The 20785-nt window shown below is 71.5% G+C and carries 25 protein-coding genes; 10 read left to right on the top strand and 15 right to left on the bottom strand.

Going from position 1 to position 20785, the window contains the following annotated elements:
* Positions 1-22: 22 nt before the first annotated feature.
* The 7 genes from mtrA to ahcY form a co-directional block, all read right to left on the bottom strand.
* The gene (gene mtrA, locus AC5L35_RS14905) at positions 23-700 is read right to left on the bottom strand and encodes an MtrAB system response regulator MtrA (protein ID WP_495060210.1); all 678 of its coding nucleotides are present in this window, start codon (positions 698-700) and stop codon (positions 23-25) included.
* 140 nt (positions 701-840) lie between these two features.
* Positions 841-1203, bottom strand: coding sequence for a bifunctional 3-phenylpropionate/cinnamic acid dioxygenase ferredoxin subunit (locus tag AC5L35_RS14910; protein ID WP_495060211.1), 363 nt, complete (start codon positions 1201-1203; stop codon positions 841-843).
* A 20-nt stretch (positions 1204-1223) separates the two neighbouring features.
* Positions 1224-1787 (bottom strand): aromatic-ring-hydroxylating dioxygenase subunit beta, encoded by a 564-nt coding sequence (locus tag AC5L35_RS14915; RefSeq protein ID WP_495060212.1) that lies wholly within the window; start codon positions 1785-1787, stop codon positions 1224-1226.
* A complete protein-coding gene (locus tag AC5L35_RS14920; RefSeq protein WP_495060213.1) occupies positions 1784-3100 on the bottom strand; it encodes an aromatic ring-hydroxylating dioxygenase subunit alpha in 1317 nt (438 codons plus the stop codon). The genes AC5L35_RS14915 and AC5L35_RS14920 overlap by 4 nt, the downstream gene beginning before the upstream one ends.
* Positions 3101-3270: 170 nt before the next feature.
* Complete coding sequence (locus AC5L35_RS14925; protein ID WP_495060214.1) at positions 3271-3912, bottom strand: dTMP kinase; 642 nt, start codon at positions 3910-3912, stop codon at positions 3271-3273.
* A gap of 55 nt (positions 3913-3967) precedes the next feature.
* Positions 3968-4420 (bottom strand): NUDIX domain-containing protein, encoded by a 453-nt coding sequence (locus tag AC5L35_RS14930; protein ID WP_495060215.1) that lies wholly within the window; start codon positions 4418-4420, stop codon positions 3968-3970.
* Between the two features lie 108 nt (positions 4421-4528).
* On the bottom strand, positions 4529-6040 hold the full coding sequence (gene ahcY, locus AC5L35_RS14935; RefSeq protein ID WP_495060216.1) for an adenosylhomocysteinase: 1512 nt from the start codon (positions 6038-6040) through the stop codon (positions 4529-4531).
* 435 nt (positions 6041-6475) lie between these two features.
* On the opposite strand from ahcY, the gene AC5L35_RS14940 reads away from it, so the two are divergent.
* The 6 genes from AC5L35_RS14940 to AC5L35_RS14965 are packed head-to-tail and all read left to right on the top strand — an operon-like array spanning position 6476 to position 9536.
* Positions 6476-6922 (top strand): hypothetical protein, encoded by a 447-nt coding sequence (locus tag AC5L35_RS14940; RefSeq protein WP_495060217.1) that lies wholly within the window; start codon positions 6476-6478, stop codon positions 6920-6922.
* Complete coding sequence (locus tag AC5L35_RS14945) at positions 6919-7611, top strand: class F sortase (RefSeq protein ID WP_495060218.1); 693 nt, start codon at positions 6919-6921, stop codon at positions 7609-7611. Before AC5L35_RS14940 ends, AC5L35_RS14945 begins: the two co-directional genes overlap by 4 nt.
* Positions 7608-8138 carry a SigE family RNA polymerase sigma factor gene (locus tag AC5L35_RS14950; protein ID WP_495060219.1) on the top strand — a complete coding sequence of 177 codons (531 nt, stop codon included), beginning with the start codon at positions 7608-7610 and terminating at the stop codon, positions 8136-8138. The genes AC5L35_RS14945 and AC5L35_RS14950 overlap by 4 nt, the downstream gene beginning before the upstream one ends.
* Positions 8135-8668, top strand: a complete 534-nt coding sequence (locus tag AC5L35_RS14955) for a hypothetical protein (RefSeq protein WP_495060220.1) — start codon at positions 8135-8137, stop codon at positions 8666-8668. Before AC5L35_RS14950 ends, AC5L35_RS14955 begins: the two co-directional genes overlap by 4 nt.
* A 44-nt stretch (positions 8669-8712) precedes the next feature.
* Positions 8713-9036: an ArsR/SmtB family transcription factor gene (locus tag AC5L35_RS14960; RefSeq protein WP_495060221.1), complete on the top strand. Its 324-nt coding sequence runs from the start codon at positions 8713-8715 to the stop codon at positions 9034-9036.
* On the top strand, positions 9033-9536 hold the full coding sequence (locus AC5L35_RS14965; RefSeq protein WP_495060222.1) for an SRPBCC domain-containing protein: 504 nt from the start codon (positions 9033-9035) through the stop codon (positions 9534-9536). The genes AC5L35_RS14960 and AC5L35_RS14965 overlap by 4 nt, the downstream gene beginning before the upstream one ends.
* A 189-nt stretch (positions 9537-9725) precedes the next feature.
* On the opposite strand, the gene AC5L35_RS14970 is transcribed toward AC5L35_RS14965, so the two are convergent.
* On the bottom strand, positions 9726-11018 hold the full coding sequence (locus AC5L35_RS14970) for a glutamate mutase L (RefSeq protein WP_495060223.1): 1293 nt from the start codon (positions 11016-11018) through the stop codon (positions 9726-9728).
* 116 nt (positions 11019-11134) lie between these two features.
* Between AC5L35_RS14970 and AC5L35_RS14975 the strand changes: the two genes are divergently transcribed.
* From AC5L35_RS14975 to AC5L35_RS14990, 4 genes are all read left to right on the top strand, one after another.
* A complete protein-coding gene (locus tag AC5L35_RS14975; RefSeq protein WP_495060224.1) occupies positions 11135-12781 on the top strand; it encodes a long-chain fatty acid--CoA ligase in 1647 nt (548 codons plus the stop codon).
* Positions 12782-12925: 144 nt separating this feature from the next.
* Positions 12926-14146 carry a cytochrome P450 family protein gene (locus AC5L35_RS14980; protein ID WP_495060225.1) on the top strand — a complete coding sequence of 407 codons (1221 nt, stop codon included), beginning with the start codon at positions 12926-12928 and terminating at the stop codon, positions 14144-14146.
* A 17-nt stretch (positions 14147-14163) separates the two neighbouring features.
* On the top strand, positions 14164-14748 hold the full coding sequence (locus AC5L35_RS14985) for a nucleoside/nucleotide kinase family protein (protein WP_495060226.1): 585 nt from the start codon (positions 14164-14166) through the stop codon (positions 14746-14748).
* A 218-nt stretch (positions 14749-14966) separates the two neighbouring features.
* A complete protein-coding gene (locus tag AC5L35_RS14990) occupies positions 14967-15311 on the top strand; it encodes a mycothiol transferase (RefSeq protein WP_495060227.1) in 345 nt (114 codons plus the stop codon).
* A 20-nt stretch (positions 15312-15331) separates the two neighbouring features.
* Here AC5L35_RS14990 and AC5L35_RS14995 read toward each other — a convergent pair whose 3' ends face one another.
* The 7 genes from AC5L35_RS14995 to AC5L35_RS15025 form a co-directional block, all read right to left on the bottom strand.
* The gene (locus AC5L35_RS14995) at positions 15332-15868 is read right to left on the bottom strand and encodes a GNAT family N-acetyltransferase (RefSeq protein ID WP_495060228.1); all 537 of its coding nucleotides are present in this window, start codon (positions 15866-15868) and stop codon (positions 15332-15334) included.
* A gap of 20 nt (positions 15869-15888) precedes the next feature.
* Positions 15889-16674 (bottom strand): SRPBCC family protein, encoded by a 786-nt coding sequence (locus AC5L35_RS15000; RefSeq protein WP_495060229.1) that lies wholly within the window; start codon positions 16672-16674, stop codon positions 15889-15891.
* Positions 16671-16982: an ArsR/SmtB family transcription factor gene (locus AC5L35_RS15005; protein WP_495060230.1), complete on the bottom strand. Its 312-nt coding sequence runs from the start codon at positions 16980-16982 to the stop codon at positions 16671-16673. Before AC5L35_RS15005 ends, AC5L35_RS15000 begins: the two co-directional genes overlap by 4 nt.
* 43 nt (positions 16983-17025) lie before the next feature.
* Entirely contained in the window at positions 17026-17850 is an 825-nt protein-coding gene (locus tag AC5L35_RS15010) for a carbon-nitrogen hydrolase family protein (protein WP_495060231.1), read from the bottom strand.
* A gap of 10 nt (positions 17851-17860) precedes the next feature.
* Complete coding sequence (locus tag AC5L35_RS15015) at positions 17861-18709, bottom strand: carbon-nitrogen hydrolase family protein (protein WP_495060232.1); 849 nt, start codon at positions 18707-18709, stop codon at positions 17861-17863.
* A gap of 147 nt (positions 18710-18856) precedes the next feature.
* Positions 18857-19369, bottom strand: a complete 513-nt coding sequence (locus AC5L35_RS15020; RefSeq protein WP_169399708.1) for an MSMEG_0572/Sll0783 family nitrogen starvation response protein — start codon at positions 19367-19369, stop codon at positions 18857-18859.
* A gap of 48 nt (positions 19370-19417) precedes the next feature.
* Positions 19418-20770 (bottom strand): MSMEG_0569 family flavin-dependent oxidoreductase, encoded by a 1353-nt coding sequence (locus AC5L35_RS15025; protein WP_495060233.1) that lies wholly within the window; start codon positions 20768-20770, stop codon positions 19418-19420.
* Between the last annotated feature and the right edge of the window lie 15 nt (positions 20771-20785).

Here is a 20785-nt window from a genome sequence, read left to right on the forward strand (position 1 = left end):
GCCGATGCGCCGGCCTTGACGATCATGGTGGGCCGGCCTTGTATCCCACGCCGCGCACCGTCAGCACCACCTCGGGGTGCTCCGGGTCGCGCTCCACCTTGGACCGGAGTCGCTGCACGTGGACGTTCACCAGCCGGGTGTCGGCCGCGTGGCGGTAGCCCCACACCTGCTCGAGCAGGACCTCGCGGGTGAACACCTGGCGCGGCTTGCGGGCCAGCGCGACGAGCAGGTCGAACTCCAGCGGAGTGAGGGCGATCTGCTCCCCGGCCCGCTCGACCTGGTGGGCCGGCACGTCGATCGTGACGTCGCCGATCGCGAGCTGCTCGGCGGGCTCGGCCTCGGTGCGGCGCACCCTCGCCCGGATCCGGGCCACGAGCTCCTTGGGCTTGAACGGCTTCACCACGTAGTCGTCCGCGCCGGACTCCAGCCCGAGCACGATGTCGACCGTGTCGCTCTTGGCCGTGAGCATGACGATCGGCACGCCCGACTCGGAGCGGATGGCGCGACAGACGTCGATGCCGTTCATGCCGGGCAGCATCAGGTCCAGCAACACGACGTCGGGCCGCAGCTCACGGACGGCAGGCAACGCACGGGTGCCGTCGCCGACGACTGCGGTGTCGAACCCCTCGCCCCGCAGCACGATCGTCAGCATCTCGGCCAACGCCGGGTCGTCATCGACCACCAGAACGCGCGACTTCATGTGGGAAGCATCCCATCACGTGGTCCGACTGCCGCCTTCAACCCGTTCATGTGGGGGCGTCGGGGGCCGGGTGGCCGTCGTCACCCGCCGAGGAAGATCGGCCGCTCGGGTTCAGGACAGCCGCCCGCCGGCTCGCCGGGCTACCCGTGATCGGCGGTCCCGTCGACGGGGATCTCGTACTCCGGCGGGAGGTGCACGAGGACGTCGTCGTTCTCCACCCGCACCTCGTGCACCCGGGCCGGCCGGGTGGCCGGCGGACCGAGCACCGCGCCGGTGGCCAGGTCGAAGCGGGCGAAGTGGAGCGGGCACCCGACCGCACCGTTCTCGACCCAGCCCTCGGCGAGGGAGTAGTCCTCATGCGTACAGGTGTCGTCGATGCAGTGGATCCGGTCACCGGACCGGAAGAGGGCTATCGGTGGGGTGGTCCGGACGAGGGTTCCCTCGCCCACGCTCAGCTCGGCGACCGAGCAGACCCGGACCCATCTGGCCTCGGCGACGGTCATGCGCGTTCCTGGCCGCTGCATCAGAAGAAGATGCTGATGGCGGGCGCGAGGATCGTCGTCTGCTCGAGCACGAACTTGCGATCCGCGATCCGGTAGGGGTAGTCGCCCTCGGCGGGTCGGAGCAGGTCGAACCGCTCCCCGATGAACCAGTCCTGGTGGCGCTCGAGCCTGCTCCGGTAGACGGCGAGGTTGGTGCGGACCTCGAGCCGGCCGTCGTCCTGCTCCCGGATCCTGATGTTGGTCAACAACCGGCGGGTGCGCGACGGCGGCTCCTCCGACCACTGGATCCCGGAGGTGACCCGGCGGATCCGGCCCCGCAGCCTGGTCATGTCGTCGTCGACGTGCGCCCCGGCACCCCGGCCGGACAGCTCCTGGTCACGTTCCCGCAGCGTGCGCGTGATGCGGGTCGGCAGCCAGTAGCGCGCGTCGTCGGTGAACAGATCGATCCACTCCTGGTAGCGGTACTCGTCGAGCAGTTCGGCCTCGGCGAACAGGAACTGCTCGACGCGGTGCTGCAACTCCACCGTGGTCGCCCGCATCGCGGTACGCGGCGGGGTGACCGCCAGCTCGTCGGTCGCGGTCATGCGCTGCGCACCTCCTCCGCGGCCAGACGCTCGGCGTCCAGCTTCGCGATCTCCGGCCAGGAACGGTCGAGCATCAGGTCCTGCCAGCGCTGGTAGAAGCCGCGCGCCGCGGTTTCGCTGAACGCGTCGTTCGACCGTCCCGGGAGACCGTGGGTGTCGCGCTCCTCGAAACCGAGGCCCATCTGGACGTTGAACGCGTTCTGCCGGGCCTTCCATCCGCGCAGCACCGTCTGAATCTCCGTCCAGTTCTCCCCGTCATCGGTCTCGAATACGCCGGCCGGGGTGAACAGGAACTGGTTGTACTCCCGAATGGCGTCCTTGACCTCGGGCGGAGCCTCTTTGGGAACGTACGTCCACGCCCACACCTCCAGCTGCCCCGGACCGCGCGGATGCCATACCCGCAATGTCTGGGTGTTCTCCATGCCGAGCCAGGAGAAGTTGGGGAAGACCGTATTGTGCGAGTTGACCTTATGTGCCCGGTCCACACCGATCCGGCGATAGACCTCGTCCCGGTTGGCGATCTGCCACTCCCTGAACTCCGGCCCGTAGTAAGGGTTCGGACCGAACTCCTGGATCCAGAACGAGCCGGACCCGTGACCGTTGCCGGCGAACTGCCGGCCCGGCCCGAAGGCCGGGCCCCCCTGGCCGAGCTCGAACATCGCGACCATCCCCGACGCGTGCGAGACCGGCACGTGGTACATGTCGCCCGCGAACTGCTCGGCCGCGAACTTCCAGTTGCAGTCGATCACCCACCGCGACGGGCCCGGCACCAGCTCGATCCCTCCGTCGTACCGGTCGAACGTCGCGTCGAGGTAGTACGCCATGTCGCCCAGGTACTCCACGAACTCCGGAACGTCGTCCGACCACGTGCCGAAGATCAGGCCCCGGTAGGTGGTGATCCGCGGAACCTGGGTGGCGCCCCACTTCGACTTGTCGATCTGGTCCCGGTAGGCACGCTGCTGCTCCGGAACATTGATCAGGTTGCCGGCGAGGTCGTACCCCCACCCGTGATAGCTGCAGGTGAATACCTTCTTCGTGCCCTCGTCCGCACGACAGATGCGCATACCTCGGTGGCGGCACTGATTGAGGAAGGCCTTCACCGAGCCGTCCCGCTGCCGGACCACCAGCACCGGGTCCTCACCCATGTAGGTCTGGACGAAACTTCCCGCTGTCCGAAGCTGCGACTCGTGGGCCAGGAACAGCCAGGAGCGCGCGAACACCCGCTCCAGCTCCAGCTCGTACAACTCCGGATCCGAGTAGATCCGGGGGTCGATCAGCCCCTCGGCCGTATTGACATCGGAAACTTCCCGCATGCTCGTCCCCTCCGCTTCACCCGCCGACCCGGGCGGGCACGGAAAATCATTCACCCTGGCCGCGTATTCCCGCAGTGAGACGGAGCCCACATCGGTGAGCCCATAAAGGGACGCTTCGGGAAAGCGGGGAAATCGGCCCGCGCCTGATTATTCGGGTGCCAGGAAGGCCGCTAGTCGAGCAACTGCGCGGCGAGCCCCTCGGGGGCGAGCGGGGCGGAGCCGTCGACCACGGTCCACGGCGACAGCCACGAGGCCGACGCGAGCTGCGCGTACACCTGCGCGGTGCGGGTCTGCAACGCGCCGTCCGACTCGTAGGCGTCGCGTTCGCGGCCCGCCTCGGTGCGCTCCCGATGGGCGACCCGTTCGACGGCGACGGCCTCGGGCACCGCGAGCAGCACCTGGCGGTCGGGCACCGGGATCCCGAACCGCTCCAGCTCCAGCTCCCGGACCCACGCGACGAACTCCCCGCCTGCGTCCTGGTGCAGCCGGGCGGCGCCGTAGGCGGCGTTGGAAGCGACGTACCGGTCGACGAGCACCACGTCGTGCGTCGCCACGGCCTCCCGCAGCTGCGCGGCGGCCGCCCTGCGGTCGAGCGCGAACAGCAGCGCCATCCCGTGCACGGAGTCGGCCAGGTCGCCGAGCCTGCCGTACAGCGCGTCGCGCACCAGCTGAGCGTGCACGTCGGTCTCGTAGCGGGGGAACGCGAACCGGGCGACGCCCGCGCCCCGGGTGGCCAGCTCCGTGCACACCGCGTCCGACAGCGTGCGTTTGCCCGCACCGTCCAGTCCCTCGAGCACGATCAGCCGACCCACGCGGGCACCCTAGTGTCGTGCGTCGGCCGGCCCGCCCACCGGGCGGCGCAGCGCGTCAGGCGATCGCCCGCACCACGTCCCAGGTGGCGGCGAAGCCCGGATGCAGGGTCAGCTCCCCGAGGCGGTCGGCGGGCACCCACCGCATCTCGATGGTCTCGCCGGTGAGCGCGGTGAGGTCGACGGCAGCGCGCGCCTGGGCGACGACCGTGGTGTACGACCAGCCGCCGTGGTCGTCGACGTAGCAGCCGGTGACGGTGTAGACGTCGGACCGGAGGCCCGCCTCCTCGGCCGCCTCGCGCTCGGCGGCCTGCTCAGGCGTCTCCCCGCCGTTGCGGGCGCCGCCCAGCAGGCCCCACGTGCCGCCGTGGTGACTCCACAGCGCCCGGTGCTGCAGGAGGACGTGGTCGCCGTGCCACAGCAGCAGCCCGGCCGCGCCGAACAGCCCCCAGTGGCGGTGGCCGAGAGCGCAATGCGTCCAACCGTCACCATCGCCGCGGGGGAGCACCACCACTCCAGAATAGGCGCCGCCAGGCCGGTAGGCGGAGGTTCAGGAAAGCCACTTTCGCCGAACGCCGAGGGCAGCAACATGGCTTTCCTGAACCCGAGGTGCCGCCGGTCAGTAGCGGTAGTGCTCCGGCTTGAAGGGGCCTTCCACGTCGACGCCGATGTACTCGGCCTGGTCCTTGGTGAGCTTGGTCAGCTCCCCACCCAGCGCGAGCACGTGGATCTTGGCGACCTTCTCGTCCAGGTGCTTGGGCAGCCGGTAGACGTCCTTGTTGTACTCCTCGAACTTGGTGAACAGCTCGACCTGAGCGATCACCTGGTTCGAGAAGCTGTTGCTCATCACGAACGACGGGTGGCCGGTGGCGTTGCCCAGGTTCATCAGCCGGCCCTCGGACAGCAGGATGATCGAGTGGCCGTCCGGGAACACCCACTCGTCGACCTGCGGCTTGATGTTGAGCCTGCGGATCCCCTGGTAGCGGCCCAGGCCGGCGACGTCGATCTCGTTGTCGAAGTGCCCGACGTTGGCGACGATCGCCTGGTGCTTCATCCGGGCCATCGCCTCGACGGTGACGATGTCCTTGTTGCCCGTGGTGGTGACGATGATGTCGGCCTGGTCGACCACGTCCTCGAGGCGGGCCACCTGGTAGCCCTGGAGCAGCGCCTGCAGCGCGCAGATCGGGTCGACCTCGGACACGATCACGCGCGCGCCCTGGCCCGCGAGCGCGGCCGCCGAGCCCTTGCCCACGTCACCGAAGCCGCAGACCAGCGCGACCTTGCCGCCGATCAGCACGTCGGTGGCGCGGTTCAGGCCGTCGATCAGCGAGTGGCGGATGCCGTAGGTGTTGTCGAACTTGCTCTTGGTGACCGAGTCGTTGACGTTGATCGCCGGGAACAGCAGCAGGTCCTGCTCGGCGAGCTGGTAGAGCCGGTGCACGCCGGTGGTGGTCTCCTCGGTGACACCGCGGATGTCGGAGGCCACCGTGGTCCAGCGCTGCGGGTCCTCCTCCAGCGAGCGGCGCAAGGTGTCCAGGATGATGCGGTACTCGTCGGAGACGGAGAGGTCCTCGTCCTCGACGGTGGGCACCACGCCGGTCTTCTCGTACTCGACGCCCTTGTGCACGAGCAGGGTGGCGTCACCGCCGTCGTCGAGGATCATGTTCGGTCCGACGATGTTGCCCTGGTCGTCGGTGAACTTGAACACCTGCTCGGTGCACCACCAGTACTCCTCCAGCGTCTCGCCCTTCCAGGCGAACACCGGGACGCCCTGCGGTTCCTCGGGAGTGCCGTTCGGGCCGAGAACGGTGGCGGCGGCCGCGTGGTCCTGGGTGGAGAAGATGTTGCAGCTCACCCAGCGCACGTCGGCGCCGAGGCTGACCAGGGTCTCGATCAGCACCGCGGTCTGCACCGTCATGTGCAGCGAACCGGCGATCCGGGCGCCGTGCAGTGGGCGCGCCTCGGCGTACTCGCGGCGCAGCTCCATGAGGCCCGGCATCTCGTGCTGGGCCAGGCGGATCTCCTTGCGGCCGAACTCGGCCAGGCCCAGGTCGGCGACGGCGAAGTCGATGCCGTTGCGGGTCTGCAGTCGACTCTGAGGTCCGGTCGTGGTGTCGGCAGTGGCGGTCATGGGGTGGTAACGCCTCCTTGCTGGGGCTGTCCGGCCGGCATCGCTACTCGGCGCCGGGGCACGGACGGTGATGGATCGACGGCCGTCTCGGCTCGCGGCCGACCGTCGGGATGAGCGCACACGGGAAGGGCGACGGCGGACGCTGAGCGTCCATCTCCGTGGGATTCCACGTCCTGCCTCCTCGTAGCGAGGTGCAGGCGCCCTTACGACCATGCAACGGCCAGGTGGTCGAGCGTGGCGGACCAGAGTCCGTCGCAGCGCCTCTCGACCCCGACTACGCAATTGCCCTGCCAGGATCCCCAAGCCGTCGGCGGGCTGTCAAACCCGGCCGTCCTGTCGCGAGGTGATGGCGCTCACAACTGCAACGCCGGGCCGTCCACAGCGCGTCACAGGGCTGATATCGCACGCCCACGACGGAACGGACAGGTTCGCCCGATGGCAACTCGTATCCCCGCCGGCCGCCTTCTCGGCGGGATGGCTCTCGCCGCGACCCTGGCCGGGGTCCTCCCCGGTCAGGCTCTCGCCACGGAACCCGCACCCACGCCCGCACCCGCACCCCCGGTAGTGAGCCAGCGCTCCGCCCCCGCACCGGCGCAGACCACCCCGACCGTCAGCCCGGAACGGGCCGCTGCCGCCGCCAGTGCAGAGGCCGAGCAGGCCACCACCCCGGCGGCCCCGACCCCGGCGCGCCCCGCGCCCGCGCCGCCAGAGGCGCAGCCCCAGGTCCGGGCACCCCGGGGAGCCCCCGACACCGGCGGCGGCAGCACCGCGAACGGCGCCGACATCGCGCTGCTCGCGCTCGGCGGCCTCGGGCTGGCCGGGGCCGTCGGCACAGGTGGCATGGCCATCGCCCGCCGCAGGCGGGACGCGACTCAGGCGTGAGCGTCGAGCACGGCGTGCCCGCCCCGCCCCGGGCGACCGGGCGGGGCGGTCTGCGCAGCCTCCCCGTGCTGGTGGCGCTCACCGTGCTGCTGGCTCTCGCCGGGGCGGGCGCGCTCACGCTGGCCGTGACCGGCACCCCCGGTCCCACCCGGGCGGAGCCGGTCCCGGCCGCCGCGTCGCCCGCCCCCGCCGGAGCGGGCGTGGTGGTGGCCCCGGCGGATCCGGTGAGCCTCGACATCCCCGCGATCGACGTGCACACGCCGCTGCTGACGCTGGGCCTCAACCCGGACGGCACCGTCGAGGTGCCGTCGCTCGACGCGATGCCGGAGGCGAACCAGGCGGGCTGGTACGACGGCTCGCCCACGCCCGGCACGCTCGGACCGGCGGTGATCCTCGGACACGTCGACTCCGCGCGCTTCGGCCCCTCCGTCTTCTACGACCTCGCGGCACTGGTGCCCGGCGACCGCGTCGACGTGACCCGCACCGACGGCAGCACCGTGACCTTCCAGGTCGACTCCGTCGCCCGCTACCCGAAGGACGCCTTCCCGACCGAGGCCGTCTACGGCGACATCGACCACGCGGGGCTGCGCCTGATCACCTGCGGCGGCGAGTTCGACCGGGCAGCGCGCAGCTACACGGACAACATCGTCGTCTACGCTTCCGCGGTATCCGCTGGGCGAGGCGAGTGAGGACCGTCGACGATGCGACGGCGGCGCCGTCGTTCGAGTCGTTCGTGCTCACCCATGGCCCCGAACTCGTGGCGTTCGCGCGCCGGCTGACCATGGACCACCACCGGGCCGAGGACATCGTGCAGGACGTCCTCGCCCGGATCGGCCTCTCGTGGTCCAAGGTGTCGCGCGTCGACGACGTCCGGGCCTACGTCTTCAAGGCGGTGCTCAACGACTTCCTGTCATGGCGACGGCGGCTGTCGTCGTCCGAGCGCCCGACAGCCGAACTCCCCGATCTGGACCCCGGCGCCGCACCGGGCGTCGAGGACGTCGTCGTGCGGCGCGACGAGATGCAGGAGGCACTGGCGCGGCTGCCACCGGTCCAGCGGGCCGTACTGGTGCTGCGCTACTACCACGACCAACCGGATGCCCGGATCGCGGCGCTCCTCGGGTGCCGCGAGACCACCGTGCGCTCGCACGCCCGCCGGGCGCTGACCACGTTGCGCAGTTTCCAGGCCGACCGCACGAGCGAAGGGAGCAGGCGATGACCGACGCTGAGGAAGCACTCCGAGCCGGCCTCCATGACCCGGCCCTGGACGAGGGCATCTCGGCCAGCGGGCTGCTCGCCGGTGTCCGGGCCCGTCAGGACCGGCTGCACCGTCGCCGTCAGCACGCGAAGACCCTCGCCGCAGCGGTGGCCGCCGTGCTGGTCGTCGGGGGCACGGCCGTGGTGACCGCGAACGCGCGGGCACCGCGGGTGGAACCCGCCCGTCCGCCCGCCGTCGCGCCCGTCGCGCCCGTGGCACCGACCCTGGTCACACCGGACGCGCCGGCACCTGCCACTTCCCCCACCGCGGAACCGCCGAACACAGTGCCTTCGAGACCTGCCCCGCCGCCCGCTGCGGCCACTCCGCTCCCGACCGTCGAACCGTCACCGGCGGTGACGCGGTCGCGCCCCGCGCCCGTCACGCGCTCCGTCCCGCCCGGCCCGCCCCGCGCGGAGCAGGACCCCACGCCGACGAGTGGTCCGGAAGCCCCGAGCAGGCGGCGTGCCCAGTCCCAGGAACAGCCCGGCTGACCCGATGTTGACAGGCAACCGCCTAGTTGCCTATTCTGGCTCGCGTGCAGGACGACGACACCGTCTTCCACGCCCTGGCCGATGCGAGCCGGCGTGAGCTTCTCGACCGGCTCTACGCCCGTGACGGCCAGACGCTGCGGGAGCTGACTGCAGGCCTCGAGATGTCGCGGCAGGCGGTCAGCAAGCACCTGGGCGTGTTGGAGGCGGCGGACCTAGTCGTGACGCGCCGCTCGGGCCGGGAGAAGTTGCACTTCCTCAACCCGGTGCCGATCCGGCTGATCCACGACCGGTGGATCGACAAGTACACCGAGCACCGCATCGCGGCGCTCATGGACCTGAAGTCCGAGCTCGAGGAGAACCGGCCATGACCAGCACCACCGTCCCCACCACCACCGTCCAGGTGTACCGCGTGCACATCCGGGCGACGCCGGAGGCGATCTGGGAGGCGATCATCAGCCCGGAGTGGACCAAGCGGTACGGCTACAACACCCCTTCCGAGTACGAGCTGCGGGCGGGCGGTGCGTACCGGTCACTACCCAGCGAGGAGATGGTCGCGCACGGCATGCCTGCCGACTCCGCGGTGGTCGACGGCGAGGTGATCGAGGTCGACCCACCGCGCCGGTTGGTCCAGACCTGGCGCATGCTCTTCACCCCCGAACTGGTAGCGGAGGGCTTCACGCGGCTCACCTACGAGATCGAGGCCGAGATGGGCGGGGTCACCGCGCTGACGATCACGCACGACGTCACCGGTGCACCGATCACCGCCGAGTCGATCAGCGCCCCGGCCTCGGGCGCCGGCGGGGGCTGGAGCGTCATCCTCAGCGACCTCAAGACCCTGCTGGAGACCGGCGAGCCCCTCTACCGCTGACCGGAGCGGGCGACTCACCCCCGCACACCGGGCGACTCGCCCGCAAAAACCGGGCGACTCGCGGAACCCCCCGCGAGTCGCCCGTTTCAGGCCCGCGAGTCGCCCGTTCTGGATGCGCGAGTCGCCCGGTTCGGATGCGCGAGTCGCCTGGTTCGGGCCCGCGAGTCGCCCGGCTGCGGGCGGGCGGGCTCAGCCGAGCAGGTGGTCGCGCAGCAGCGACTCGGCCGCCGTCTCGCGGCCCCTGGCGGCGAGCAGTCCGGCGGGCACGACGGCGAAGTCGGCGTCCACCACCACCGGCGCGTCGCGCAGGGCGGGAGCGAGCACCGGGTCGCTGCGCAGCGTCGCCACCACGGCGGCGAGTCCGCCCGAGCGGTCGCGCTGACGGAAGACGCCGCCGGAGAGCACCACCAGCTCCACCGCGCGTCCCACGTCGCCGTACACGCGCAGGTGGCGGCGCACGGCGATCACGGAGGCGAGTGCCGCGATCCGGCGGTCCTCTGCTGCGCTGCCCGCATCGCGCGGGACGAGCCCGATCTCGCTCGCCATCCTGGCCACCGTGGGGCCGAGCAGGTCGGCCTCGACCGGGTCGACCACACCTTCGGCCTGGCCCTCGACGAGCACCCCGCCTGCCGCGGCGCGGACCCCGAGATCACCCTCCACCGTGCGACGGACGGCGGCCAGGTCGGCGGAGTGCACGTCGGTGGTGGCGCATCCGACGTCGACGAGGAGCACCCGGGCGTCGCAGATCCGGGCGAGCGCCGTGGCCGCGTGGCCGACGGCGTCCGGGGTGGCCACGCGCACGAGCCTGCGGAACCGGGGCGCGACGGCCGGCCCTCGGCCGCCGAGCGCGTGCCGCTGGTACAGCTCGCTCAGCGCCGCCCGCGCCGGGCCCGGTGTCAGTTCGCCGCGGCGTGGGAGCACGTTGTCGCATGCCACGACGCTGCGGCCGGTGGCCCTCAGCAGGGCGAGCGCGTCCTCCTGGGCCGCGGCGTTCCCGGCGAGCACGATCGGGGTGCGGATGCGGGCGCGCGCCAGCCGCCCCGCGTTGTGCAGCAGGTCGGCCGGATCGTCTCCGTCGGCGCCCCCGAGCAGCAGCACGACGCCGGGCCGGGAGCTGCGCAGCAGCCGGACGTCGGACGGTTCCAGCGGACCCGCGTGCACGTGCACGACGTGGGCTCCTGCCGAGCAGGCCACGCGGTGGCCGGCCTCCGTGGCGACCAGCCGTTCGCTCCCGACGACCGCGAGGCGCAGCCCGCCTCCCGCCGACGAGCAGGCGAGCAGTTCGGGCTCCGCTCCGATGCCCGACGGGCCGGCGGCCGACACGGCGCGGACGGCAGCATCCATGCCGGTGAGCACGTCGCCTGCCGTGGTCGGGTGCTCGGCGAAGCCGGCCAGAGCCCCGTCGGAGCGCACCAGCACGGCCTTCGTCCAGGTGGAACCCACGTCGAGGCAGACCGAGGCGGCCTGGTTCGGGGGCGTCACGGCAACCGAGCCTAACGGCAGTGCGACCGGTTGGCGTGAATTGGCGTGATGGTCAACCACGGGAGCCGGCTGTAGCTTTCCGGGATGAACCCGACGCAGAGCGTGCAGGAGGCCCGATGCTCGGACTGATGCAGCACCGCCCCCTCGCCCTGCCGCACGTCTTCCACCGTGCGGAGCAGTACTTCGGGCACAAGACGATCGTCAGTGTCGAGGCCGCGGGCGAGACCTCCATGACCGTCGCCGAGTGGGCCGAGCGCGTGCGGCGGCTCGCCACCGTCCTCGACACGCTCGACGTGGGCGCCGACAGCCGGGTCGGCACATTCTGCTGGAACACCCGCCGGCACCTCGAGCTCTACCTCGCGGCCCCGTGCACCGGGCGCGTGCTGCACACGCTGAACGTCCGGCTCTTCCCCGAGCAGCTCGTGTACATCGTGAACCACGCGGAGGACGAGGTCGTGTTCGTCGACCGGTCCCTGCTGCCGGTGCTCTGGCCGCTGGTCGACAAGCTCGAGACGGTGCGCCACTTCGTGGTGATCGACGACGGTTCCGACGCGGAGGTGCCCGAGGACCCTCGCGTGCACGACTACGAGGCACTGCTTGCCGCGGCCACCCCGTTCGCCGGCACCTTCGTGATCGAGGACGAGAACTCCGCCGCCGCGATGTGCTACACGTCCGGCACCACCGGCAACCCCAAGGGCGTGGTCTACAGCCACCGGTCCGCGGTGCTGCACTCGCTGATCTCGCTGGTGGCCGACGGTGTGGGGCTGTCCGAGCGCGACGTCGTGCTGCCCATCGTCCCGATGTTCCACGCCAACGCCTGGGGCCTCCCGTACGGCTGTCTGCTCGCCGGTTCGGACGTGGTGTTGCCCGGCCCGAACATGACACCGCAGGCGATCGCGGCACTTCTCGAGAAGCACCGGGTGAGCGTCACCGGTGGCGTCCCGACCATCTGGATGGGCATGTTGCCGCTCCTGCCCGACCACGACCTGTCGGCGCTGCGGGCGATCCTCTGCGGCGGGTCGGCCGTGCCGAAGGCGTTGTCGGAGGGGTACCGGGAGGCCATCGGCGTGCCGCTCCTGCACGCGTGGGGCATGACCGAGACGAGCCCGATCGCCACGGTCGCCACCACTCGCAGCCAGCATGAGGGGCTCAGCGAGGCCGAGCGGGCCGACGTCCGGTCCCGGCAGGGGACTGCCGTCCCGCTGGTCGACCTGCGCCTCGTCGACCCGTCCACCGGCGAGATCCAGCCGTGGGACGACACCGCCACCGGCGAGATCCAGGCGGCCGGGCCGTGGATCGCGTCCGAGTACTACCGGGGTGAGGGTGAGGGCGCGCAGTTCACCGAGGACGGGTGGCTGCGCACCGGTGACGTCGCCGCGATCGACCGCTACGGCTACGTCCGGCTCGTCGACCGGACCAAGGACCTGATCAAGTCCGGCGGCGAGTGGATCGGCTCCGTCGAGCTCGAGAACGAGATCATGGCCCACCCCAAGGTCGCCGAGGCCGCGGTGATCGCGATCCCGCACCCGAAGTGGGTGGAACGGCCGATGGCGTGCGTCGTGGTGAAGCCCGGCGAGACGCTGACCGCGGAGGAGGTGATCGCCCACCTGGAGCCCCGGGTCGCGAAGTGGTGGATCCCCGACGCGGTCGAGTTCATCGACGAGGTGCCCAAGACCAGCGTCGGCAAGTTCTCCAAGAAGACGCTCCGGGAGAAGTTCGGCGGCTACCAGACGGGCGTGCCGAGCTCCGCAGGCCCGGCCTGACCAGCCGCGACACATCGACCGCCGGATGCTCCGCCTCGTCGCCCCGCCTGGTCTGAAACCGGGATGAAACCGGCGTGAGTCCCGTGGCCTGCACGCTCACCGAGCCACCGGGCACCACGGGAACCAGACAGACGGAGCATGCCGATGACCACCACGCCGAACATCCTCGATCCCGCGCTCATCGCCGACCCCCGCGGTGGGTTCAGCCTGGTGCGGGAGGAGGCGCCGGTGGTGCTCGGGCAGAGCGCCGAGGGCACCCCTGCCTGGTACGTCACCCGCTACGACGACGTACGCGCTGTGCTCGGTGACCCCCGGTTCGTCAACAGTCCCGTATCGGCCTCGGGAACGGCGGCGGTGGACAACCGGGACCAGATGTTCGAGATGCTCGGGATCTCCCGCGAGTTCGTCCCCTACATGACGTCGTCGATCCTGGACGTCGACGGCATCGACCACGTCCGGCTGCGGAAGCTGGTGTCCCGCGCGTTCACGGTGCGGCGCATCAACGCCCTCCGGCCGCGGGTCGAGGAGATCACCTCTTCGCTGCTCGACGGCCTCGACGGGTCGGTCGACCTGATCTCGGAGTTCGCCTACCCGCTGCCGATCACGGTGATCTGCGAGCTGGTCGGGATACCGGAGGCCGACCGGCCCCTGTGGCGCGAGGCGGGCGCAACCAGCAACTCGCTCGCACCGGGCGCGATGGGAACGGCCGTCCGGCAGATGGTCACCTACACCCATGACCTGATCGACAAGCGTCGTGCCCAACCGGCCGACGACCTGCTCACCGAGCTGATCAGGGCGCAGGACGAGGACGGCGACCGCCTCTCCGACGTCGAGATGGTGACGATGGTGGTGGCGCTGGTGACCGCCGGACACGAGACCACCGCCAACCTGATCGGCAACGGCGCGCTCGCCCTCATGACCCATCCCGACCAGCTCGAGACGCTCCGCCGCGAGCCCGAACTCTGGCCCACGGCGGTGACCGAGCTGATGCGCTGGTGCGGGCCGGTACAGATTGCTCAGCTGCGCTACGCCAGCGAGGACGTCGAGATCGGCGGCCAGGCCATCACGGCGGGCGAGGCCGTGCAGGCGGTGCTGGTGTCGGCGAACCACGATCCGCGCGAGTACGACGAGCCCGGGCGGCTCGACGTGACACGCCGGCCGGGAGGCCGAGGGGACGGGCACGTCGGCTTCGGCCACGGCATCCACTACTGCCTGGGCGCTGCTCTCGCCAGGCAGGAGGGCGAGGTGGCGCTGCGCAGCCTGTTCGACCGCTTCCCCGCCGTGACGCTGGAGGCGGCCGAGCCGACCTGGGTCCAGGTCCCGGGCATGCGCCAGCTGGCGTCGCTGCCGGTGACGATCCGCTGACCGCCGGGGGACTCGTGGTGCCGGTCGCCGAGGTCGCCCGCCGGGTGCTCGACGCCGCACCGTCGTGCGGGACGACCCGGCTGGTCTGCGTCGACGGGCCGTCCGGATCGGGCAAGACCTCGCTGGCCACCCGGCTGGCCACGGCGCTGGGCCACCCTCCCCTGGTGCACATGGACGACCTCTACCCCGGCTGGGACGGCCTCGCCGACGCCGTGCCGCTGCTGCACGACCGGATCGTCGCCCCGCTCGCGGCCCGGGCACCCGCGCGGTACCGCCGCTACGACTGGGAGCTCGGGGCCTACGCCGAGGAGCACGACCTCGGGGTGCCGCCCCTGCTGGTCGTGGAGGGCGTGGCGTCGGGAGCCCGGGCCGTCAGGGAGTTCACGACGCTGCTGGTGTGGGTGGAGGCACCGCGCGACGAGCGCTTCCGCCGCGGCATCGAGCGTGACGGCGAGAGCTACCGGCCACACTGGGAGCGCTGGGCCCGGCAGGAGGCGGTGCACTTCGCCGAGGAGGGCACCCGGGCAGGCGCCGACCTGCGGGTGGACGGCGCCCCCTCGGTCCCCCACGACGTGCAGACCGAGCTCGTGCTGCTCCCCTGACCCGGTTACGTCGGCGCGATGACGATGTCGGTGCGCCGCTGTCAGACTGGGCCGGTGAGCTTGCCGTTCCCCTCACCGACGGATCATCGAGCGTCGCCCGCGGACACGCTGCTCGGCTACCTCGACTACTTCCGCTCCGTCATCGTGGACAAGGTTGAGGGCTGCCCGATGAGGAGCTTCGGGCCAGCCGTCTCGTCTCAGGCTGGACACCTCTGGGCTTGATCAAGCACCTCACCTACGTCGAGCTTCGCTGGATGGTGTGGGGCTTCGCCGGGGAGCAGGTCGAGCGCCCCTGGGGCGACTCCCGCGACGGTCTCTGGTTCGTCGCCGACGACGAGCGCCCGCTCGATCTCATCAACGACCTGCACCTTCAAGCAGCCCGCACCCGCACGATCGTTCGCGACCACCAGCTGACCGACCGCGGGCAACCCGGTCCACGCTGGTCGGACGCCGAGCCGGCAACCCTCGAACGCGTCCTGCTGCACCTGATACAGGAGTACGCCCGCCACGCCGGTCACCTCGATGTCGTCCGAGAACTGATCGACGGACGAACCGGCGAGTAGCTCCAGGACCAACCGGTTTGCTACGAGGGCGGGTCAACACAGGGCGCGAGGGACTCGAGCTTCAGCTCGTAGCGGCTCACCACCACGTGCCGCTCGGTGGACCACATCAGCGCAGCCGTCGGGACGGCGACGTCGCCGCAGAAGAGGAAGCCCGCGTTCTCGTAGTAGGCGCGCAGGGAGGCGTTGGTGGCGGAGCAGTCCAGGCGCAGCCGGTCGCGGCCTCGTTCCCGCGTGGTGGTCGCTGCCCAGCCCAGCAGCTCGGTACCCAGCCCGGCCACCTGCCGGCGCACGGCGAAGCGGTGCAGGTAGCCGGCAAGCCCGTCGTCGGGCCACAGCGGGTCGGACCACTGCAGGGTGACGGTGGCGATGGCCGCACCGGCACGCTCGGCGAGCCACACCTCGCCGGACCCGAGCGCCGGTTCGATCCACTCGGCGCGGAAGGCCGCGGGCCACTGCTCCACCCCGCGAGCGGCCAGCCAGCGGGCGGCGTCGTCGAGGACGCCGAGTACGACAGGTCCCTCGTCCGGCTCAGCCCGCCGTATCCGCACCGGTTCCATCGAGTCGATCTTGCCAGTGGCTACGAGAGCCCCGCCAGGAGTTTTGCCATGCGGGCGCCGCCCGCCACCAGCGCCTGCTCCGGGTCACCCTCGGTGCCGACGTGGGTGAGCACCACGCGAGCGCCGTGGCCGGTGCCCTCGGCCAGCTCCCAGCGCAGCCGGCCACCTGGTTCGGCGTCGTGTTCGAGCACATCCCCGTCCTGGACGGCGCCGGGCGGGGCCTGCGCCGACAGCACGGCCCACACCTCATCGGCAGGCCGCGTGAGCTGGCGCTCGTAGCGGACGCACCATCCGTCGGCGGTGCTCTCGGCCGATCCGGCGTCGAGCCCGAACCGGACGACGAAGTGCTCGTGCAACGCCACGTGGTCCACGCCGGGGTCGGTGCCCGGGCGCCCGTCCAGAGCGAGATCCAGCGCGGCGATGCAGACGTGCCAGCCGGAGGCGAAGCTGGCGGCGCCGGGACGGTCGGTGAACGTGACGACGAGGACGAGCCGCGTGCCCTCGCCGTCCGGGTGGAGCTCCCACCGCAGGTGCTGGTCGTCCCAGGTGTAGGCGAACAACCGTGGCGGGTCGAGGTCGGTGACCGTGCCGTCGGCGCCGAACCCGAACTCGACCACACCCCCGATGCGCAGGTCCGGCGTCATCGCGGCCGGGAACCAGTCGGCGAGCCGCTCGGGTTCGGTGACCGCCCGCCAGACCTTCTCCGGCGGGTGCCGCAACCGGCGCTCCATGGTCAGCACCGACCGGCCCTCGACGGTCTCCAGCTTCTCGCGCTGCCCTGATCGTGCTGACGGTTCGCTGCTCATGATTCCTCCGCAGGCTCGGCATCCAGGTGGCGTTCGAGGGCGTCGAGCCGGTCGGCCCACATCCAGCGGTACGGGGCCAGCCACGCGTCCACCTCGGCGAGCGGGGCGGGATCGAGCTCGTACCACCGGCGCTGGGCGTCGACCCGCACCGTCACGAGGCCGGCGTCGCGCAGCACCCGCAGGTGCTTCGACGTACCGGGCTGGCTCAGGCCGAGCTCCGCGGTGAGCTCCCCGACCAGGCGCGGGCGTTCCCGGAGCAGGTCGAGGATGCGTCTGCGCGTCGGCTCGGCGAGCACCTCGAACGTCATGGCCCGAACATACGCAGAGCGTTATATAACGGCAAGGGCATTCTCAGCGGTAGGTATCGGGCCGCCGCTCCTTCAGGTGGGCGAGCACCCGGCGCGCCGCCGCCACCGACCCCTCGACGTCCACCTCGGCCACCGCGATGCCCGCCTTCGACCACGTACGCGCGAGGATCTCGCCGTCCGGACCGACCACCTTGGACTGGCCGAGGAACCGCATCCGGCCGGCGCCGCCGGTGAGGTTCGACGACACCAGCACCACCTGGTTCTCCGCCGCCCGCGACCGGTCGTAGAGATCGAACAGCTTGGCCTGCCTGTCATCGGCCATGCGGGGCGCGCGGTTCGTGATGCTCGTCGGCCACGCCGACAGGCACGCCAGGATCTGCGCCCCGTCGAGCGCGAGAGTGCGGGCGGACTCGGGGAAGGTCTTGTCGTAGTCGACGAGCATGCCGAGTCGCCCGACCGGCGTGTCCACCGCCCGGAACTCCGAGCCCGCGGCGTAGACCCTGGACTCACCGGGCGGCTGGTGCACCTTCCGGTGCAGGCCCAGTACGCCGTCGCCGCAGACACACGCCGCGGTGTTGTACCGCAGGCCCCCGTCGGCCTCGCAGAACCCGACGCAGACCACCATCTCCCTGGCCAGCTCCGCGACCGCCGCGACCTCGGGGCCGTCCGGGTCGAGCGCCGGCGGCAGGGCGGTGGGGTCGGGATCGGTGATGTCGTCGAGGTAGCCGCCGAGCGCGGCGTCAGGCAGGACGAGAAGCTGCACGCCGTCGCGGCGGGCGTGCTCCACCAGCGTCGCGACGCGGGACAGGTCGAACGTCAGGTCCCTCCCGAACCCGGCCGCGACCGCGCCGATCCGGATCGTTCCCACGCCTCGGGCTTCAGGCGGCAGCGGGGCTCGGAGCCGCCGCGGCGTAGGTGTCGGGTCGCAGGTCGCGCAGGAAGCCCATGACGCGGCGGGCCGACTCCACCACCGCGGCGACGTCGAGTTCGGCCACCGCGGTGCCGGCCGCGAAACCGGTGGTGGCGAGCACCTCGCCCCCGGGGTCGACGACCTTGGCACTGGCCGCGAACCGCAGCGAGCCGAACGTCCCCATCTGGTTGGACGCGAGCCAGACGATCTGGTTCTCCAACGCCCTGGCCCGGTCGAAGAGGTCGAACCGGCGCATCCACCGGTCCCGGGACGGGTCGGGGTGGGCATTGGTGGCGCTCAGCGGCCAGGCCGACACCGAGACGATGATCTCGGCCCCGTCGAGCGCGAGGGCCCTGGCCGCCTCGGGAAAGGCCTTGTCGTAACAGATCTGCATGCCCAGCCTGCCCACCGGCGAGTCGAACGCCGCGAAGCCGTCACCCGCGCGGTAGCTCAGGTCCTCGCGGAGCGGTTGGTGCACCTTGCGGTAGTTGGCGAGCACGCCGTCGCCGGTGACGCACACGGCGCTGTTGTAGCGGGCGCCCACGTCGTCCTGCTCGCAGTAGCCGGCCACCACCACCATCTCGCCGGCCAGCGCGGCGAGCCTGCGGATCTCGGGACCGTCGGGGCGCAGGGCGGGCGGGAGGTCCTCGGGACCGTTCAGGTTCGCCAGGTAGCCGCCGAGGCAGGCCTCCGGCAGCGCCAGCAACCGGACGCCCGACGCGCGTGCGTCGGACACCAGGGTCGAGATCCGCGCGAAGTTCTCCTCCAGATCGCGGCCGAAGGGGGCCGCGACCGCCGCCATGCGCAGCGTCGCCATGTCCGTGCTCCGTTCTTGGGGGTTGACGAGCGGGGTGGCTCGCGGCCACGCCGTGCCCGATGGTCACGGCAGGCGAAGGGGACGAGGATCGACCCCGGACGACCCCCGCCCCCACCCGTGTCCGTCGAGCGCCTGAAAGCCGACGGGTCAGAACATGTAGGTCGAGTTGATGATCGCTCCCTTGCGGGCGTAGTGGATCAGCGCGTCCTGCACGTCGAGCGGGTGAGTAGGGATGACACCCTCGATCAGGTCCTCCTCGCGGGCGCCGTGCAGCGAGAGGCCGAAGCGGCAGCAGTAGACCTTGCCGCCCTCCTGGATGAACGTCCCCAGCGAGTTGTTGATGTTGTGTTCACCGGGGAACGCCGAGTTGCCCGTGGTCGGGAACCCGCGGGTGGCGAGGCAGTTGAGCGAGCCGGGGCCGTAGAAGTAGATCGCCGACTCGAAGCCCTTCCGCAGGGCCCGCGTGGCCTGCAGGATCGCCACGAAGCTCACGGACGACTCGTGCGCGATGCCGTGCACGAGGGTGAAGTAGGTCTCGCCGTTCTCGGCCTGGTAGTCGGGGAAGACCTTGGTGCCCCCGTAGATCGTCGAGCCCTCGGGCAGCGCCGGGTGCTGGATCTCCTCGAGGCTCTGCTTCTCGAGATCGGTCAGGTCGGCCATCAGTTGCTCCTTCTGGTGGGTGATGCGAGGGGCTGTGCGGCGGACCGGCTAGGCGACGGTGCGCGGGGCGATCCAGTCCTCGTCGTCGGCGGGCGAGGTCTGGTACGGCGTGCCGGCCAGCCAGTGCAGGCCGGTGTGCACGGTGCGGTGCTGGTGGGCGACCACCTGCCGGGCGAGATGCTCGGCGTCGGCGCCGACGCCGGCGAAGCGGCCCGAGCCCCAGGTGTGCAGCCACGGCAGCCCGAGGAAGTACAGGCCGGGGCAGCTCGTGACGCCGCGCAGATGGGTGGGGTAGCCGCGACCGTCGAAGATCGGCAGCTCGATCCATCGGTGGTCACGTCCGAACCCGGTGCTCCACACCACGCCGGTGATGCCGGCCGCGTCGAGATCCAGGGCGGCCGGCTCCTCGGCCGGCTCCCAGACCGGGACGTAGCGGGGCTCGGTGGGGGCGTCGATCCCCCGGGCGGCGATGAAGGCGTCGATCGAGTCCTTGATGCCCTCGGACACCGCGTCGGCGCCGTCGAGGTTCTTGCGGAGGTCGGGTGCGAACCGCAGGAGTCCGCCGTCGATGTCCGAGAGCCGCCCGTAGAGCCGCATGCCGTCGCGGGCGAAGGCACGCAGGTCGATGTCGCGGCCGCCGTCGCGCCCGGTGACGTAGTGGTTGACCCGGAACCGCACCGCGTCGGCGTCCTCGAAATCGGTGACGGCCTTGCCGTAGTAGCCCATGTCGGACAGCCACGCGACCACGTCGCGGCCCCGGTAGAAGCGCGCCACCCGGGGGGCGCTGCCGGTGGCGAGGTGCACGCGGCGCCCGGCGAGGTGCAGATCCTCGGCGATCTGGCAGCCGGACTGACCGGTGCCCACCACCAGCACGTCACCCGGCGGGAGCCGGCCGGGGTTGCGGTACTCCGAGGAGTGGATCTGGACGATGCCTGCCGGCAGTCGCTCGGCCATCCGCGGTCGCATCGGTACCTGGTACGGGCCGGCCGCCAGCACCACCTGGTCGGCGGTGAGCGTGCCCGCCGTAGTGCGGACCTCGAAGCCACCCTCCGGGCGGCCGCGCAGCCGCGTGGCCGCGACGCCCTCGACCACGGGCGCGTCGAAGGACGCGGCGTAGGCCTCCAGGTAGGCGACGATCTCGTCGCGGACCATGAAGCCGTCGGTGTCGTCACCCGCGTACGGATGGCCCGGGAGGTCGCACTGCCAGTTGGGCGTGACCAGGCAGAACGTGTCCCACCGGCGATTACGCCACTCGCCGCCCACCCGGTCGCGTTCCAGCACGACGTGCCCGATCGACCGCTGGGTCAGCCACCAGCTCATCGCGAGCCCGGCCTGCCCACCGCCGATCACGACGACGGGGTGGTGGTCCCCGTCGTGGACGCTGCGCGTCGTCTCGATCACACGGACGATTAGACC

This window comes from Pseudonocardia sp. OZ21 (assembly GCF_059359135.1).